The sequence below is a fragment of the Speluncibacter jeojiensis genome (genome assembly GCF_029589495.1).
GTDB lineage: Bacteria > Actinomycetota > Actinomycetes > Mycobacteriales > Mycobacteriaceae > Speluncibacter > Speluncibacter jeojiensis.
The window spans coordinates 712,737-731,083 of the sequence record NZ_JAAIVF010000001.1 but is presented as its reverse complement, the minus strand read 5'-3'; the positions used below and the strand labels follow the sequence as shown (position 1 = coordinate 731,083).

Genomic DNA, 18,347 nt, shown 5'->3' with positions numbered 1-18,347 from the left:
GACCCAGCAGTACCCGAGGCGGCGTCGGCCCTGGTCTCCAGGGGCGGCGCCGCTTCGTCGTGCAGCGGCTAGACTTTCCGGGTCAGCCGCCGGCTACTCAGCTGTAACTTGAAGTCGCGGCGGGTCGATAGAAATATTGTCCGTCGGTCACCAGTTTGTGTAACGAAGCAACACACATTGAGAGGGGCGCGCCAAGTTCCATCGGGTTCGTGTCTGAGCCGCCGCGTAGTGTCGGCCCGAACGACGATCTGCACAGTCGTCGGGGGTAGGCAGTGACGGCTCATTTGTTTGTGTTTTGCGTTTGAGCTGTGGCGCGGTCTGCAGTCGGGGAGATGTGAGGGCCTTCGGGCCCGAGAACGGAGTTGTGAGTGGACGAGTTCCGAGCGGCCGGCGCTGGTGATGGTCAGGGCCCTCGCGTGGATGTTCCGCCCAACGCGTTCCCGCTGTCGCCGGCCCAGTTCGGGATGTGGCTCTCGCAGCAACTCGCGCCCGACGTCCCGGTCAACATGGCCCAGTACGTCGAGTTGCACGGCGAGCTCGACCTGGACCTGCTCGAGCAGGTCAGTATCGATGTCGGCAAGGAACTCGGCACCGGCTACCTGCGTCTGCTCGACATCGACGGCCGGCCCTACCAGATGGTCGACCGCGGCATCGACCAGTCGCTGGTGCGCATCGACTTCTCCGGCGAGGACGACCCGGCCGCGGCCGCAGCGGCGTGGATGCAGGCCGAGTACTCGCGCCCGATCGACCTGCTCACCGACCGGCTGATCATCTGCGCCGTCCTCACCCTCGGCGAGAACCACTACTACTGGTACGCCCGCATCCACCACGTCGCCCTCGACGGCTACGGCGCGATGACGCTGATGATGCGCACGGCCGAGCGCTACTCCGCTGCGCTGCAGGGCCGCGAGGTCGCCGCCGCGAAGGTCGACGGCCTGCTCGACATCTACGAATCCGAGATGGCGTACCGGCAGTCGCCCCGCTTCGAGCGCGACAAGCAGTACTGGACCGAGCTGGCCAAGGGCCTGCCGGAGCCGACCAGCCTGGCCGCCCGCCAGGCGCCGCCGCAGGCCATCAGCCGCGTCGCCAGTTCGCCGCTGTCCGAGGAGACGGTCCGGCTGATCTCCTCGTCCGGTGTCGGCGTCGGCCCGTCCTTCGCGCCGGTGACCATCGCGGCCTTCGCGACCTACCTGGCGCGGGTGACCGGCGGCGAGGACATCTCGCTGACGCTGCCCGTCTCGGCCCGCACCACCGCGGCCATGCGCCGCTCCGGCGGCATGGTCTCGAACGTGGTGCCGCTGCGCATCAAGGTCTCACCCGAGGCCACCGTCACCGAACTCGTCGAGAGCGTGCAGGTCCAGCTGGTCGGTGCGCTGCGCCATCAGCGGTACCGCTCCGAGGACCTCAACCGCGACCTGGGGCTGACCGGCGGCGACCGGGCGTTCTTCGGCCCGGTCATCAACATCATGATGGGCCTCGGCGAGCTGCGGCTCGGCGAGCTGTCCGGCCACCTGCACGTGCTGTCCTCCGGTCCCGTCGAGGACCTGATGCTCAACCTGTACGAGACGGGTTCGGGCGACGGCACCCACATCGACTTCATCGGCAACCCGTCGCGGTACACGACCGAGGAACTCGACCGTCACCACAACCGGTTCTTCGACTTCCTCGCCGAGTTCGTCTCCGCCGACCAGAACTCCAAGGTCGCCGAGCTGTCTCACCTGAGCGCGGCCGAGCGTGGCTGGCTGGTCAGCAGGCGGGGCGCCGAGCAGACGGCCCCGCGCACCCTCGACGAGATCCTCACCGCCACCGCCGCGCAGTACCCCGACCACACCGCGGTCGTGTTCGACGGCACCGAGCTGACCTATCGCGAGCTCGACGAGCGGTCCAACCGCCTGGCGCGGGTCCTGATCGACGCCGGCGTCGGCCCCGAGACCTTCGTGGCGCTCGCGCTGACCCGCTCGATCGAATCCGTGCTGGCGGTCTGGGCCATCGCGAAGGCCGGTGGCGCCTACCTGCCGATCGACCCGAAGTACCCCGCCGACCGCATCGGGTACATGGTCGACGACTCGCGCGTGCGGCATGGCATCACGGTCGCCGCGCACGCCGGCGATCTGCCCGACGCCGTCGACTGGCTGGTCCTCGACGACGCCGCGGTCGCCGAGCGGTGCGCGCAGGCCTCGCCCGCGCCCGTCGGCGCCCGCGAGCGGAGCGCCCCGGTGCACGCCGACACGCCGGCGTACATGATCTACACGTCCGGTTCGACGGGACGCCCCAAGGGCGTCGTCGTCCCGCACCGCGGTCTCGCCAGCCTGGCGCAGGACCTGCGTGAGACCTACTCGGTCGGCCCGCAGGCACGGGTGCTGCACTTTGCCTCGCCCAGCTTCGACGCGGCCTTCGGTGAGATGCTCTCCGCGTTCGCGCACGGCGCCGCACTGGTCGTCAGCCCGGCCGGGATCTACGGCGGCGACGAGCTGTCCGCGCTGCTGACCGAGCAGCAGGTCACCACCATCGTGTCCACGCCCGCGGCGGTCCAGACGCTCAGCCCGGCCGGCCTCGACACCGTGGCTCGGGTGGTCACCGGTGGTGAGGTCTGCCCTCCGGAACTCGCCGAGCGCTGGAACGGCCGGCTGCGCAATGCCTACGGTCCCACCGAGACCACCGTCATCGTCACCATCACCGAGCCGCTGACGCCGGACATGCCGGTGACCATCGGTGCGCCGATGCGCGGCGTGCACGCCCTGGTCCTCGGCTCCGACCTGCAGCCGGTCCCGATCGGCGCCGCCGGCGAACTGTACATCGCCAACGCGGGCCTCGCGCGGGCCTACCACCGCCGTCCCGGTCTGACCGCCGAGCGTTTCGTCGCGAACCCCTTCGGGTCGCCGGGCGACCGCATGTACCGCACCGGCGACGTCGTGCGCTGGTCCGGTGCCGGCGAACTCGAGTACGTGGGCCGCTCCGACGACCAGGTGAAGGTCCGCGGCTTCCGCATCGAGCTAGGCGAGATCGATGCCGTGCTGGTCGCCGACCCGACGGTCGAGTTCTCCACCACGATCGTCCGCGCCGCCGCCTCGGGACAGAACCAGCTCGTGTCCTACGTGCTGGCCGCCGAAGGTCAGCACGTCGACGTGGATGCGCTCCTCGCCACGCTCACCCGTGAGCTGCCGAACTACATGGTGCCCAGCACCGTCATGGTGCTCGACGAGATCCCGCTGACCGTCAACGGCAAGCTGGATCGCAAGGCGCTGCCCGCACCCGACTACACCGCGGTGGTGCGCGAGCACCGCGACCCGAGCACCCCGATGGAACGCCGGATCGCCACGGTCTTCGCCGAGGTGCTCGGCCTCGAGACGGTCAGCGCCGACGCCAGCTTCTTCGAACTCGGCGGCGACAGCATCATCTCGATGCAGCTGGTGTCGCGGGCTAAGGCCGCCGGCGTGGCGTTCACCGCCCGAGACGTGTTCGAGCGCAAGTCCGTCGCCGGCCTGGCCGAGGTCGCGGTCGAGGCCGACGGCAGCGAGCAGCCCGTCGTGCGGCTCGAGGAACTGCCCGGCGGCGGGGTCGGCGAGATCCCGCTGACGCCGATCGTGCGGTCCATGATCGAGACCGGCGGCAACTTCTCGAGCTTCGCGCAGGCGCTGCTGCTGACGATCCCGGCCGGCGCCGGGCGCGCCCAGGTCGCCGCGACGCTGCAGGCCGTCGTCGACCGGCACGACCTGCTGCGCTCGCGCCTGACCGGGTCCGGCGACGAGTGGCTGTTCGAGTCCCTCGCGGTCGGTTCGGTCGCGGCCGACGCACTGCTGGCCGAGGTCGACGCGGACCCGTCCGGCGCCGACTTCACCGCCCGCGTCGAGGAGGCCTCCCGCGCTGCCGCCGACCGGCTCGATCCGGCCGCCGGCGTGATGGCGCAGTTCGTCTGGTTCCGGCGCGGCGACGCGACCACCGACGGCCGCATGCTGGTCGTCATCCATCACCTCGCCGTCGACGGCGTGTCGTGGCGTGTGCTGGTGCCCGACTTCGCGATGGCGTGGGCGCAGGTCTCGGCGGGGTCCGAGCCGGTGCTCGCCGAGCCGGGGACGTCGCTGCGCCGCTGGGCGCACGGACTGGTCGACGCGGCGGCCGAGCCCGCGCGTGTGGCCGAGCTGGACCGCTGGCGCGGTGTCGTCGACGGTGCCGAGGCGCCGCTCGGCGGCGCGCAACTGGATCCGGCGGTCGACGTCGCCGCCACCGAGCGTCAGGTCCGCCTGTCGCTGTCCGGCGAGACGACGACGGCGCTGCTCACGGAACTCCCCGCCCTGTACCGGTGCGGCGTCAACGACACGTTGCTGGCGGGCCTGGCGCTCGCGGTGGCCCGCTGGCGCAGCGACCGGGGGCTGGCGCCCGCGGCGACACTGCTGGGTCTCGAGGGACACGGCCGCGAGGAGTCCGTCGTCGCCGGTGCCGACCTGTCCCGGACGGTCGGCTGGTTCACCAGCGTCTACCCGGTGCGGATGGACCTCGGCGGCATCGACGCGGCCGCGGCCGCGCAGGGCGCCCCCGCCGCCGGCGCGGCGCTCAAACGGGTCAAGGACCAGTTCGCGGCGGTGCCCGACCACGGCATCGGCTATGGGCTGCTGCGCTACCTCAACGCCGAGACCGCCGCGCAGATGCGCGGCTGGGCGGCACCGCAGATCGCGTTCAACTACCTGGGCCGGCTGTCCGCGTCGGACGTGCCGGACGAGCTGCGTGGGCTCGGCTGGATGCCGGACGAGAGCGCGCTGGCCACCGGCGCGCAGCGTAACCCGGACATGCCGCTGTCGGCGGCGCTGACCATCGACGCGCTCGCCACCGAGGTGGACGGCGTCACCCGGCTCGACGCGACGTTCGCGTACGCCTCGCGGCTGTTGTCCGACGACGACGTGCGCGACCTCGCCGCACTGTGGGAGCAGGCCCTGGAGGGGCTGGCCGCGCATGCGCGCACCCCGGAGGCCGGCGGGCTGACCCCGTCCGACCTGCCGCTGGTGCAGGTCAGTCAGCAGCAGATCGAGAGCTGGGAGACGCGGTACCCGGCGCTGGGTGACGTGTGGTCGCTCTCGCCGCTGCAGGCCGGCCTGATGTTCCACGCCACGCTGACCGACCAGAGCGTGGACGTCTACACCGCGCAGGTCGTGCTGGAGCTCGGCGGCGTGGTCGACGCCGACCGGATGCGCCGCGCCGGACAGGCGCTGGTCGACCAGCACGCGAACCTGCGCACGGCGTTCGTCTACGACGAGGCGGGTGAGCCCGCGCAGATCGTGCTCGACGCGGCCGAGGTGCCGTTCGTGACGGTCGACCTGACCGACACGCACCTGTCCGTCGCCGACGTGGACGCCGAGTGCGCGCGGCTGGTCGAGGCCGACCGGGTCGCTCGGTTCGACATGACCGCGCCGCCGCTGGTCCGTTTCCTACTGGTGCGGACCTCGCCGGACAGTTACCGCCTCGCGATCACCAACCACCACATCCTGATCGACGGCTGGTCGCTGCCGCTCGTCCTCAAGGACCTGATCCTGCTGTACGCCGCCGACGGCGACCGGTCGGTGCTGCCGCGCACCCGGCCGTACCGGGCGTTCCTGGAGTGGCTGGACGCGCAGGATCCCGAACATTCCCTCCAGGTGTGGACCCAGGCCCTGTCGGGCTTGGAGGAGCCGACCCTGCTGGTCGCCGACCGCGCCACCGCGGAACTGCCGGTGCCGGAGGAGATCGAGCTGGCGCTGCCCGATTCGGTCGAGGCGGGCCTGGTCCGCTTCGCGCGGGCGCAGGGCGTCACCGTCAACACGCTCGTGCAGGCCGCGTGGGGCCTGCTGCTGGCCCGCCTTACCAACCGTGCCGACGTCGTCTTCGGCGCCACCGTGTCCGGTCGCCCGCCGCAGCTGGCCGGAATCGAGTCGATGATCGGCCTGTTCATCAACACCCTGCCGGTGCGGGTGCGGATCGACGAGGACGAGACGCTGGCCGCGCTGGTGCAGCGGGTGCAGGGCGAGCAGGCCGATCTGCTCGACCACCACTACATCGGGCTGACCCAGATCCAGCAGGCGGCCGGGCTCGGCGGCCTGTTCGACACGCTGACGGTGTTCGAGTCGTATCCGATCGACCGGGCCGGGCTGACCGCCGACACCGACATCGCCGGGATGTTCCTGCGCGACGTCGGCGTCCACGACGCCACCCACTACCCGCTGACGCTGGTCGCGCTGCAGGACCCGACGCTGCGGTTCAAGACCAAATTCCTGCCGTCCGTGTTCGGCCGCGACGAGGTCGAGCGGCTGATGGACCGTCTGGTGCGGATCCTGTCCACCCTCGTCGCCGCGCCGGACACCGTCGTCGGCGCCGTGAGCATCCTCGACGACGCCGAGATCGCCGCGCTGGCCCCCGTGCGCGGCCCGGCCGGCCGGTCGACCCGCACGCTGCCGGAACTGCTCGAGGCCGCCGTCGCGACCAACCCCGAGGGGACAGCTGTCACCTTCGCCGGCTCCGCGCTGACCTACCGGGAACTGGACCAGTGGTCCAACCGGCTCGCGCGCGTGCTGCTCGACCACGGCGTCGGCCCCGAGGTCTTCGTCGCACTCGGCATGACCCGCTCGATCTACTCGATCGTGGCGCTGTGGTCGATCGCGAAGTCCGGCGCCGCGTTCGTCCCGATCGATCCGAACTACCCGGCCGAGCGCATCGAGCACATGCTCGCCGACTCAGGCGCCGTGATCGGCCTCACCAACGCGGCCGAGCGGAACCTGCTGCCCGACACCGGGACCTCATGGCTGGTCCTCGACGATCCGGAGTTCGCGGCCTCCGCCGCCCGGTATCCGCTGGTGGCGGTGACCGACGCCGACCGCCGCGCGCCCGTGCGGATGGACGGCGCCGCGTACGTCATCTACACCTCCGGCTCCACCGGCAAGCCCAAGGGCGTCGTCGTCACCCACACCGGCGTCGACAACTTCGCGACCGAACAGCGTGAGCGTTACTCGGTCACCCCGGGTTCGCGGGTGCTGCACGTGGCCTCGCCGAGCTTCGACGCGTCGGTGCTCGAGTACACGATGGCGTTCGGCGGCGCGGCCACGCTGGTGGTCAGCCCGTCGACGGTGTTCGGCGGCGCCGAACTGCGCGAGCTGATCGCCCGTGAGGGCGTCACGCACGCCTTCGTCACCCCGTCCGCGCTGGCGTCGATCGACCCGACCGGGCTCGACCGGCTCACCCACCTGGTCGCCGGCGGCGAGGCCGTGCCGGCCGAGGTCATCGGCCGATGGGCGCCCGGGCGCCGGTTCCACAATGCGTACGGCCCGACCGAGGCGACCGTCGCCGCCACGATCAGCGGTCCGCTGGTCCCCGGCGAACCGGTCACCATCGGCGGCCCGATCCGCGCGGTGACCGCCGTCGTGCTCGACGAGCGGCTGCGGGTGGTGCCGGTCGGCGCCGCCGGTGAGCTGTACGTCGCCGGCGTCGGCCTGGCCCGCGGCTACCACGACCGCGCGGCGCTCAACGCCGAGCGCTTCGTCGCCAACCCCTACGGCGAGCCCGGCGAGCGGATGTACCGCACCGGCGACGTGGTGCGCTGGACCGAGAACCACGAACTCGAATATGTCGGCCGCGCCGACTTCCAGGTCAAGGTGCGCGGCTTCCGCATCGAGCTCGGCGAGATCGACGCCGCGCTGACCGCCCACCCGACGGTGGACTTCGCGGCCACCATCGGCCACGAGAACAGCAACGGCCAGACCCAGCTGGTCGCCTACGTGCGGGCGGCCGAGGGCCAGACCGTCGACACCGCCGCGCTGGCCGCGTTCGTCGGCGAGTCGCTCGCCGCGTACATGGTGCCCGCCGCGATCGTCGTGCTCGACGAGATCCCGATGACGACGGCCGGCAAGCTCGACCGCCGTGCGCTGCCCGCGCCCGAGTTCGGTTCGACCGCAGGCGAATACGTCGCACCCGGTACGCCCGTCGAGGAGATCGTCGCGGGGGTGTTCGCCGAGGTCCTCGGACTGGAGCGGGTGGGCGTCACAGACAGCTTCTTCGACCTGGGCGGCAACTCGCTGGTCGCTACGAAGGTCACCGCGCGGGTCAACGCGTCGTTGGGCGTGCAGATCGGCGTGCGCGACCTGTTCGAGTCGCCGACCGTCGGCGAGCTGGCGCTGCGGGTCGAGCAGGCCGAGTCCGGAGTCGCCGGGCGTCCCGCGCTCACGGCGACCACCCGGCCGCAGCAGGTTCCGCTGTCGCTGGCGCAGCAGCGGATGTGGTTCCTCAACCGGATGGACCCGCAGGCGGGCACCTACAACGTGCCGCTCGCGGTGCGCCTGTCCGGTGATCTGGACGTGCCGGCGCTGACCGCGGCGCTCGGCGACGTGCTCGAGCGGCACGAGTCGCTGCGCACCGTGTTCCCGGACTCCGAGACCGGCCCGCACCAGCTGGTGCGGGCGATCGGCGACGTCGCGCTCGAGCTGCCCGTCGTCGCGGTGACCGAGGCCGAGCTGCAGGCGCGGGCGCTCGAGCTGGGTTCGGCCGGCTTCGACGTGACCACGCAGATCCCGGTGCGCGCGTTCCTGTTCGAGACGGCGCCGACCGAGCACGTGCTGGTACTGGTCATCCACCACATCGCCACCGACGGCTGGTCGCTGGCGCCGTTGGCCCGCGACGTGATGATGGCGTACACCGCGCGGGCCGAGGGCGTGGTCCCCGGCTGGGCGCCGCTGGCCGTGCAGTACGCAGACTTCGCGATCTGGCAGCGCGAGCTGCTCGGCTCCGAGGACGATGCCGAGTCGTTGGCGGCCAAGCAGATCGGCTTCTGGACCGAGGCGCTGACCGGACTTCCCGACCTGCTGAACCTGCCCACCGACCGTCCGCGTCCCGCGACACAGTCGGGCGCCGGCGGTCGCGTGGAGTTCACCGTCGGCGCGGAGCTGCAGCGTGCAGTGGAAAGCGCTGCGCGTGAGCACAACTCGACGCCGTTCATGGTCCTGCATGCGGCGCTCGCGGTGCTGCTCGCCCGGCTCGGCGGCGAGTCCGACATCGCCGTCGGCACGCCGATCGCCGGACGTGGCGAGCAGGCACTCGACGACCTCGTCGGCATGTTCGTCAACTCGCTGGTGCTGCGTACGCAGGTGGACGGCGCACTGACCTTCCGTGAGCTGTTGGCCCAGGTGCGCGACGGCGACCTGGCCGCCTTCGGACACACCGACGTGCCGTTCGAGCGGCTCGTCGAGGTGCTCAACCCGGCGCGCTCGACCGCGCACTCGCCGCTGTACCAGGTGCAGCTGGCGCTGGAGAACTTCGCCGAGCCGCGGCTGGAGCTACCCGGACTCACGGTCAGCGCGGAGGGCGTCAAGACCCCGGTCGCGAAGTTCGACCTGGAGCTCACGCTCACCGAGCGTCGCGACGATGCCGGCGAACCGGCCGGATACTCGGTCGCGCTGCTCTACGCCGCGGACCTGTTCGAGGCCACGACCGTACGCAACATCGGCGACCGCTTCGTGCGGGTGCTCAAGGGCGCGTTGGCGGATCCGGCGCGCGCCGTCGGCGACCTCGCGCTGATGGAGGCCGACGAACTCGAGGGGCTGCGGCAGTGGTCGCAGGGTGCGGTCGCGCCGGCACCGCAGTCGTCGATCGTGGCCCGGGTGACCGAGCAGGTCCGGTTGCACCCGGATGCGGTTGCGGTGGTGGACGGCGAACGCTCGCTGACGTACGCGGAGCTGGACCGGGCCGCTTCCGCGCTCGCGGGTCGGCTGGTCCGGGCCGGTGCCGGCGCGGACGACGTGGTCGCGCTGGCGCTGGCGCGGTCGGTGGACTGGGTGGTCGGCATGCTGGCGGTGTGGAAGGCCGGTGCGGCGTACGCCCCGGTCGATCCCGCCTACCCGGTCGAGCGGATAGGCGCGTTGCTGGAGGACACCGGCGCCCGGTGTGTGGTCGCGGTGTCGGAGTGGTCTGCGGCGCAGCAGCTTCCGGTGCCGGTCGTCGCGGTGGATGCCGTCGGCGATGAGCCGGGTTTGGTGTCGGTGGACCGCTGGTCGGAGGCCGGTGCGGGTCGCCGGCTCGGGTATGTGATCACGACGTCGGGTTCGACGGGACGACCGAAGCCGACGCTGGTGCCGATGGCGGGTATCGCGAACACCGTCGAGTGGTATCGGCGTGAGGTCGCGTTGGCCCCGGGCGAGGGCGTGCTGATCGCGTCGGCGCCGAGCTTCGACCTGACGCAGAAGAACGTGTGGGTGGCGCTGGCCTCCGGCGCGACGATCCACCTGGCCGGACTGACCTTCGACCCGTTGGAGATCGTGCGGATCGTCGAATCGGGCGCGGTGCGGCTGGCGAACATGTCGCCGAGCGCGTTCGAGGCCGTGGTCGCGAGCGATTCGGCGGGGGCACTGTCGGCGTTGTCGGCGGTGTTCCTCGGCGGCGAGGCGCTGCGTCCGTCGCCGCTGCGGCACCTGATCGATGCCGGTGTGCGGGTGTTCAACAGCTACGGACCCACCGAGGCGTCGGACGTGGTGTCCGCGCACCGGGCGTCCGCGGCCGAGACGGCCGTGGTGCCGATCGGGCGTCCGATCCCGAACGTCGCGCTGCACGTGCTGGATTCGCGGCTGCGGGTGGTGCCGTCCGGTGTGGTCGGCGAGTTGTACGTCGGCGGTGTCGCGGTGGGTCGTGGCTACGGCGCGATGGCAGGGCTGACGGCGGAGCGGTTCGTGGCGGACCCGTACGGCGCGCCGGGGACGCGGCTGTACCGCACCGGCGACCTGGTGCGCTGGACCGCGCAGGGCGAGCTGGAGTTCATCGGCCGCAGCGACTTCCAGGTGAAGGTGCGTGGCCAGCGGATCGAGCTGGGCGAGATCGAGGCGGCGCTGCTGACGGACGTGTCGGTGGCGAAGACCGTGGTGGTCGCGCACACCGACCCGCACACCGGCGACCAGCTGGTGGCGTACGTGGTCGGGTCGGGGGCGGAGGAGTCGCTCGACGCGGGCCTGCTGCGCGAGCACCTGATCGGGCTGCTGCCGCGGTACATGGTCCCGGCGGCGTTCGTGGTGCTCGGCGAGATGCCGCTGAACGCGTCCGGGAAGGTCGACCGGCGTGCGTTGCCGGCGCCGGTGTTCGAGGCGCTCACGGGCGAGTATGTGGCGCCGCGCAATCCGATCGAGGAGATCGTGGCCGCGGTGTTCGCCGAGGTTCTCGGCGTGGAGCGGGTCGGTGTCACCGACGGCTTCTTCGACCTGGGCGGCAACTCGCTGGTCGCGACGCGGGTGATCGCGCGGATCAACGCGGCCACGGGTGCGGCGGTGGGCGTGCGCGAGATCTTCGACGCGCCGACGGTCGCCGAGTTGGCGTTGCGGGTCGAGCAGTCCGACCCGGGTACCGCGCGTCCCGCGCTGGTGGCGCAGGAGCGTCCCGAGCGGATCCCGCTGTCGCTGGCGCAGCAGCGGATGTGGTTCCTCAACCGGTTCGACCCCGCGTCGGCCGCCTACAACCAGCCGTTTGCGATCCGGCTGACCGGCACGCTCGACGTCGCGGCGCTGCGCGCGGCGATGATCGACGTCGTCGAGCGGCACGAGTCGCTGCGCACCGTCTACCCGGATTCGGCGCAGGGGCCGTTCCAGCAGGTCCTGTCGGTGGCCGAGGTCGTCGCTGCCGCGGATCTCACGCCGGAACCGGTCGACGCATCCGGTCTGCAGGCACGCGTGGTCGAGCTGGCCTCGGCCGGATTCGACGTCACCGCGGCGGTTCCGCTGCGGGTGGACCTGCTCCGCCTCGCGGACGACGACCACGTGCTGATGTTCGTGCTGCACCACATCGCGTTCGACGGATGGTCCACCGCGCCGCTCGCGCGCGACCTGATGATCGCGTATGTCGCCGAGGGCGCCGGCGAGCCGCCGAACTGGCAGCCGCTGCCCGTGCAGTACGGCGATTTCGCGATCTGGCAGCGGGAGTTGCTGGGCTCCGAGTCCGACCCGGAGTCGCTGTTCAGTCGTCAGCTGGCTTTCTGGAAGCGTGAGCTCTCCGACCTGCCAGGCCTGCTGGAACTGCCCACCGACAGGCCGCGTCCGGCGCAGCAGTCGTTCCGCGGCGCCGACGTGAAGTTCGAGCTGCCGGCCGAGCTGCACGCGCAGCTGCTTTCGGTTGCGCGACAGCACAATGCGACGCTGTTCATGGTCGTGCACGCAGCGCTGGCGGTGCTGCTCGCACGGCTGAGTCGCAGTGAGGACATCGCGATCGGCACCCCGATCGCGGGCCGCGGCGAGGCCGCGCTCGACGACGTCGTCGGCATGTTCGTCGGCACGCTGGTCCTGCGCAGTCAGGTCGAGCAGGGCCGGTCCTTCGCCGAGCTGCTCGCACAGGTGCGCGAGTCGGACTTGGCGGCGTTCGGCAACACCGACATGCCGTTCGAGTCGCTGGTCGAGGAGCTCAACCCGACCCGCTCGGCCGCGTACCACCCGCTTTTCCAGGTCTCGCTGTGGTTCCAGAACATCGAGCGGGCAGCACTGGAGCTGCCCGGGCTGACCGTGGGCCCGCAGGAGTTCGAGACCGGCCTGTCCCGGTTCGACCTGCAGCTGACCGTCACCGATCACGTCGACGCGCAGGGCCGTCCGGCCGACATCGCCGTCGAGCTGAACTACGCCACCGACCTGTTCGACCGGTCGACCGCCGAGGCGATGACCCGTCGACTCACCGCGATCCTGCAGGCCGTCGCGGTCGATCCGTCCCGCGCCGTGGGCGACATCGACCTCGTCGACCCCGCCGAGCGCCGGCTGACGCTGCAGCAGTGGAACGACACCACGCACACGGTGCCCGAGGTGGCCGCCGGTGCGGACACGCTGGCCGCGCTGTTCGACGCGCAGGTGGCCCGCACCCCCGATGCGGTCGCGCTGGTCTTCGAGCGCGAGGAGCTGACCTACGCGCAGTTCGACGCTCTCGCGAACCGGTTGGCGCGCAAGCTGATCGAGTCCGGCGTGGGCCCGGAGTCCGTGGTGGGCCTGTCGATCCGGCGCTCGTTCGAGCTGCTGATCGGCATGTACGCGATCCTCAAGGCCGGTGGCGCGTACGTGCCGCTGGACCCGGATCACCCGGCCGAGCGCAACGGGTACGTGCTGGATTCGGCCACCCCGGTGTGCGTGCTGACCACCGCGCGCGACCAGGTGAGCCTGCCCGGCGGTGTGCCGGTGATCGAGGTGGACACCGTCGACCTGGCCGGCTACGCCGACACCACGGTGACCGACGCTGACCGGATCGCGCCGCTGCGTCCGGCCAACCCGGCCAACATGATCTACACCTCCGGCTCCACCGGGCGCCCCAAGGGCATCGCGGTCCCGCACGCCGGACTGGTCAACCAGCTGCGCTGGATGCAGGACAAGTACGAGCTGACCACCGACGACGCGGTCATGCAGAAGACCCCCATGACGTTCGACGTGTCGGTGTGGGAGTTCTTCTGGACGCTGCAGACCGGTGCACGCCTGGTCATCGCGCGCCCGGACGGGCACCGCGACCCCGACTACCTGTCCCGGCTGATGGTCGAGCAGCGGGTCACCGTCGTGCAGTTCGTGCCGTCGATGCTCGCGATGTTCGTGTCGAATTCGTCGGCCCGCATCCCGGACACCGTCCGCGCGGTCATCGCCATCGGCGAGGCGCTGCCCGTCGACACCGCCGAGCGTTTCGGCGAGCTGGCGGTCGTGCCGCTGGACAACCAGTACGGCCCGGCCGAGGCCTCGCTGGCCGTCACCATCTGGCGCTACCGCCACGACGAGCGCGCGCAGCTCGCGGGCCGCGGCACCGTGCCCATCGGCACGCCCATGTGGAACACCCGCCTCTACGTGCTCGACGACCGGCTGCACTCGGTCCCGGTCGGCGTCGCAGGTGAGCTGTATCTGTCGGGCGTCCAGCTGGCGCGCGGCTACCACGGCCGCCGCGACCTGACCGCCGACCGGTTCGTCGCCGACCCGTTCGGCGCGCCCGGCGAGCGCATGTACCGCACCGGCGACCTGGTCCGCTGGGCCGGGACCGGGGAGCTTGAATATCTCGGCCGCACCGACTTCCAGGTGAAGGTGCGCGGTCAGCGCATCGAGCTCGGCGAGATCGAGACCGCGCTGCTGACCGCGCCCGGCGTGAGCCAGTCGGTCGTCGTGGTCCGCAACGACCCGCACACCGGCGATCAGCTGGTCGGCTACGTGGTGCCGATCGGCGGCTCCGCCGCGCAGGTCACGGCTGCCTCGGTCACCGAACACGCCGCGCAGGCGCTGCCGAGCTACATGGTGCCCGCCGCGGTCGTCGTGCTCGACGAGTTCCCGCTCAACGGCAGCGGCAAACTCGACCGAAAGGCGCTGCCGGAGCCCGTCTTCGACCTCAGTGCCACGGAGTTCGTGGCGCCGCGCAACCCGGTCGAGGAGATCATCGCCGGCATCTTCGCCGACGTGCTCGGCGTGGAGCAGATCGGCGTCGACGAGTCCTTCTTCGACGCCGGCGGCAACTCGCTGATCGCCACCCGCGTCACCTCGCAGGTGAACGCGTCCTTCGACGTGCAGCTCGGCGTGCGTGAGCTGTTCGAGGCGCCCACGGTCGCCGACCTGGCCCAGCGGGTCGAGCAGTCCGAGTCGCGCGGCGGGGCGCGTCCCGCACTGGTGGCCGGTCCGCGTCCCGAGCAGATCCCGCTCTCGCTCGCGCAGCAGCGGATGTGGTTCCTCAACCAGTTCGACATCACCTCGCCGGCATACAACCTGCCGCTGCCGGTGCGGTTGACCGGTCGCCTGGACGTCGACTCGCTGAGCGCCGCGGTCGGCGACGTGATCGAGCGGCACGAGTCGCTGCGCACCGTCTTCCCCGACGGCGACACCGGTCCGCGCCAGGTGATCCTGCCTGCCGCGCAGGTGATCCCGGACCTGACGCCGATCACGGTGTCGGCCGAGGAACTCACCGCGCGGGTGACCGAGGTGGTCACCGGCGGTTTCGACGTGACCGCCGAGGTGCCGCTGCGGGCCCGGCTGTTCCGCGTCGACACCGCCGACGACGCGCAGCCCGAGCACGTCCTGGTGATCGTGCTGCACCACATCTCCGGCGACGCTGCCTCGATGGGACCGCTCGCCCGCGACGTCATGGTCGCGTACGGCGCCCGGCTCGAGGGTGAGGTGCCGACCTGGGCGCCGCTCGCCGTGCAGTACGCCGACTACAGCCTGTGGCAGCACCAGTTGCTCGGCTCCGAGGACGACCCGGAGTCGGTGGCGTCCAAGCAGATCGGCTACTGGTCCGAGACGCTCGCCGAGCTGCCCGACAAGCTGGACCTGCCCACCGACCGTCCGCGCCCCGCGGAGCAGTCGATGCGCGGCACCGACTTCGCATTCACCATCGACGCCGCCACCCATCGCGGCGCGGTCGCGTTCGCCCGCGAGCACGGCGCCACGCCGTTCATGGTGTTCCACGCGGCCTACGCCGCACTGCTGGCACGGCTGTCCGGCGCCGACGACATCGCCGTCGGCACCCCGGTGGCCGGCCGCGGCGAGCGTGCGCTCGACGACCTGGTCGGCATGTTCGTCAACACGTTGGTGCTGCGCACGCGGATCGACCGCTCGCAGGGCTTCACCGACCTGGTGCGCCAGGCGCGCGAGGTCGACCTGGCGGCATTCGAGCACACCGACGTGCCGTTCGAGCGGCTCGTGGACGTGCTGCAGCCGCCGCGGTCGACGGCGTACTCGCCGCTGTTCCAGGTGGCGCTGTCGTTCCAGAACCACGGCATCACCCGCCTGGAACTGCCCGGCCTCGAGGTGTCCGCGGGAGACGTGTCTCTCGAGACCACCAAGTACGACCTGACGCTGACGCTGTCCGAGCAGGCCGACGGCACCATGACCGGTGTGTGGTCCTACGCCACCGACCTGTTCGACGAATCGACCATCGCCTCGCTGGCGCAGCGGCTGGTCCGGTTGCTGCAGGCCGGCATCGCGGACCCGACCGCTCCGGTCGGCGAGCTGGAGGTGCTCGACGACGCCGAGCGGCGCTGGCTGGTCGACCGCCGCGGCGCCCAGGCCTCCGCCCCGGTCACGCTGGCCGCGATCTTCGACGAGGCGGCACGGCTGCACGCCGACCGCGTTGCGATCGCCGGCGCGGAAGGCGAGCTGACCTACCGCGAACTCGACGAGCGTTCGAACCGTCTGGCCCGCGAGCTCATCGCCGCCGGTGCCGGTCCGGAAACCGTGGTCGCACTGGCGATTCCGCGGTCGGTCGAGGCGATGGTCGCGATCTGGGCGGTCGCGCGCTCGGGCGCGGCGTACCTGCCGATCGACCCGAAGCTGCCGGACGACCGCAAGCGGCACATGGTCACCGACTCTGCGGCCGTGGTCGGCCTGACCACCGCCGGGCATCGGGATGCGCTGCCGGAGACGGGCCTGTCGTGGCTGGTGCTCGACGACGCGGAACTGGTGCAGCGCATCGGCTCCCGCCCGTCGACGGCCATCGCCGCAGGCGAGCTCGCCGCCGCGCCGTCGGTCGACAACCCGGCCTACCTGATCTACACCTCGGGCACCACCGGTCTGCCCAAGGGCGTGGCGGTCACCCACCGCGGCCTGCGGACCCTCACCGACGGTGTCGTCGAGCACTACGCCACCCGCGCGAGCTCGCGGGTGCTGCAGTTCGCGGCGATCAGCTTCGACGCGGCGGTCGGCGAGATGCTCTCGACGTTCGGCGCGGGCGCGACCATGGTCATCGCCCCGGCCGAGCTGTACGGCGGCGACGAGCTGACCGCGTTCATCCGCGATCAGCGGATCACGCTGTTCATGGGCGCCCCGAACGCGGTGGCGACCGTCGCCGCAGAGGGGCTCGACACGGTCGAGCGGGTGATCGTCGGCGGCGACGTGTGCCCGCCCGAGCTCGCCGCCCGCTGGGACGGCCGGCTGGTCAACGCCTATGGCCCGACCGAGACCACCGTCATCGTCACGATCTCCGAGCCGCTGCGCAAGGGTGAGCCGATCACCATCGGTGCGCCGATGGCCGGCCTGCACGCACTGGTCCTCGACCAGCGGTTGCAGCCCGTCCCGGTGGGTGTGCCGGGTGAGCTCTATCTCGCGAACGCCGGCGTGGCGCGTGGCTACCACGACCGTGCCGGTCTGACCGCGGATCGATTCGTGGCCAACCCGTTCGGCGCGCCGGGGGAGCGGATGTACCGCACCGGCGACGTGGTGCGCTGGGACCCGCGCGGCCGCCTCGAGTATGTCGGCCGGTCCGACTTCCAGGTCCAGGTGCGCGGCTTCCGCATCGAGCTCGGCGAGATCGACGCCGCCCTGGCGGCGCACCCGTCGGTCGGCTTCGCGGCCACCCTCGGGCGCACCGGCCCGGCCGGTGACACCGCACTGGTCGCCTACGTGCGGCCCGTCGACGGCGCGAGCATCGACACCGCGGAACTGCTGGCCTTCGCCGGCCGCACCCTGCCCGGCTACATGCTGCCCGCGGCGATCGTCGAACTCGACGAGGTGCCGCTGACCGCGCTGGGCAAGCTGGACCGCCAGGCGCTGCCCGAGCCGACGTTCCTGGGCGAGGCCGCGTTCGTGGCCCCGCGCACACCCGTCGAGCAGATCATCGCCGGCGTCTTCGCCGAGGTGCTCGGTGCGCAGCGGATCGGCGTGCACGACAGCTTCTTCGACCTGGGCGGCAACTCGCTGGTCGCCACCCGGGTGGTCTCCCGCATCAACGCCGCGGTCGGCGCGGGTGTCGGTGTGCGGGACCTGTTCTCGTCGCCGACGGTTGCGGCGCTCGCCGAGCTGGTGACGCGCGGCGGTACCGGCCACGCGCGTCCCGCGCTGGTCGCGCAGCCGCGCCCGGAGCGGATCCCGCTCTCGCTGGCACAGCAGCGGATGTGGTTCCTCAACCAGTACGACCCGCAGTCCCCGGCGTACAACCAGCCGCTCGCGGTGCGCATGTCCGGCGACCTCGACACCGCGGCACTGACCGCTGCGATCACGGACGTGCTCGAGCGGCACGAGTCGCTGCGCACCGTCTTCCCGGATTCGCCGAACGGACCGCACCAGGTCATCCGGGCCGCCGCGGATCTGGTCGACGGCGGGCGCGGCCTCGACGTGGTCGACGTGGATCCGGCGGACCTGCTCGCGACGGTGACCGACCTGGCCTCGGCCGGCTTCGATGTGACCCGCGAAGTGCCGGTGCGGGCGGCGCTGCTGCGCATCGCACCCACCGAACACGTGCTGGTCATGGTCATGCACCACATCTCCGCCGACGGCGTCTCGCTGACCCCGCTCGCGCGGGACGTCATGCTCGCCTACGCGGCCCGCGTCGACGGGCAGGCGCCCGCCTGGGCGCCGCTGCCCGTGCAGTACGCCGATTTCGCGATCTGGCAGCGGGAGCTGCTCGGCGACGAGTCGGACTCGGACAGTGTG

The 18,347-nt window shown here is 71.7% G+C and carries 1 protein-coding gene (only partly in view); it reads left to right on the top strand.

Annotation, left to right across the window (positions count from 1 at the left end; all coding sequences use genetic code 11):
* Window positions 1-416: 416 nt before the first annotated feature.
* On the top strand, window positions 417-18,347 hold the 5' portion of the coding sequence (locus G4X40_RS02965; protein ID WP_277830062.1) for a non-ribosomal peptide synthase/polyketide synthase. Its footprint extends 25,563 nt past the window's final position; only the first 17,931 of its 43,494 coding nucleotides appear in the window; it begins with the start codon at window positions 417-419; its stop codon lies beyond the right edge, outside the window.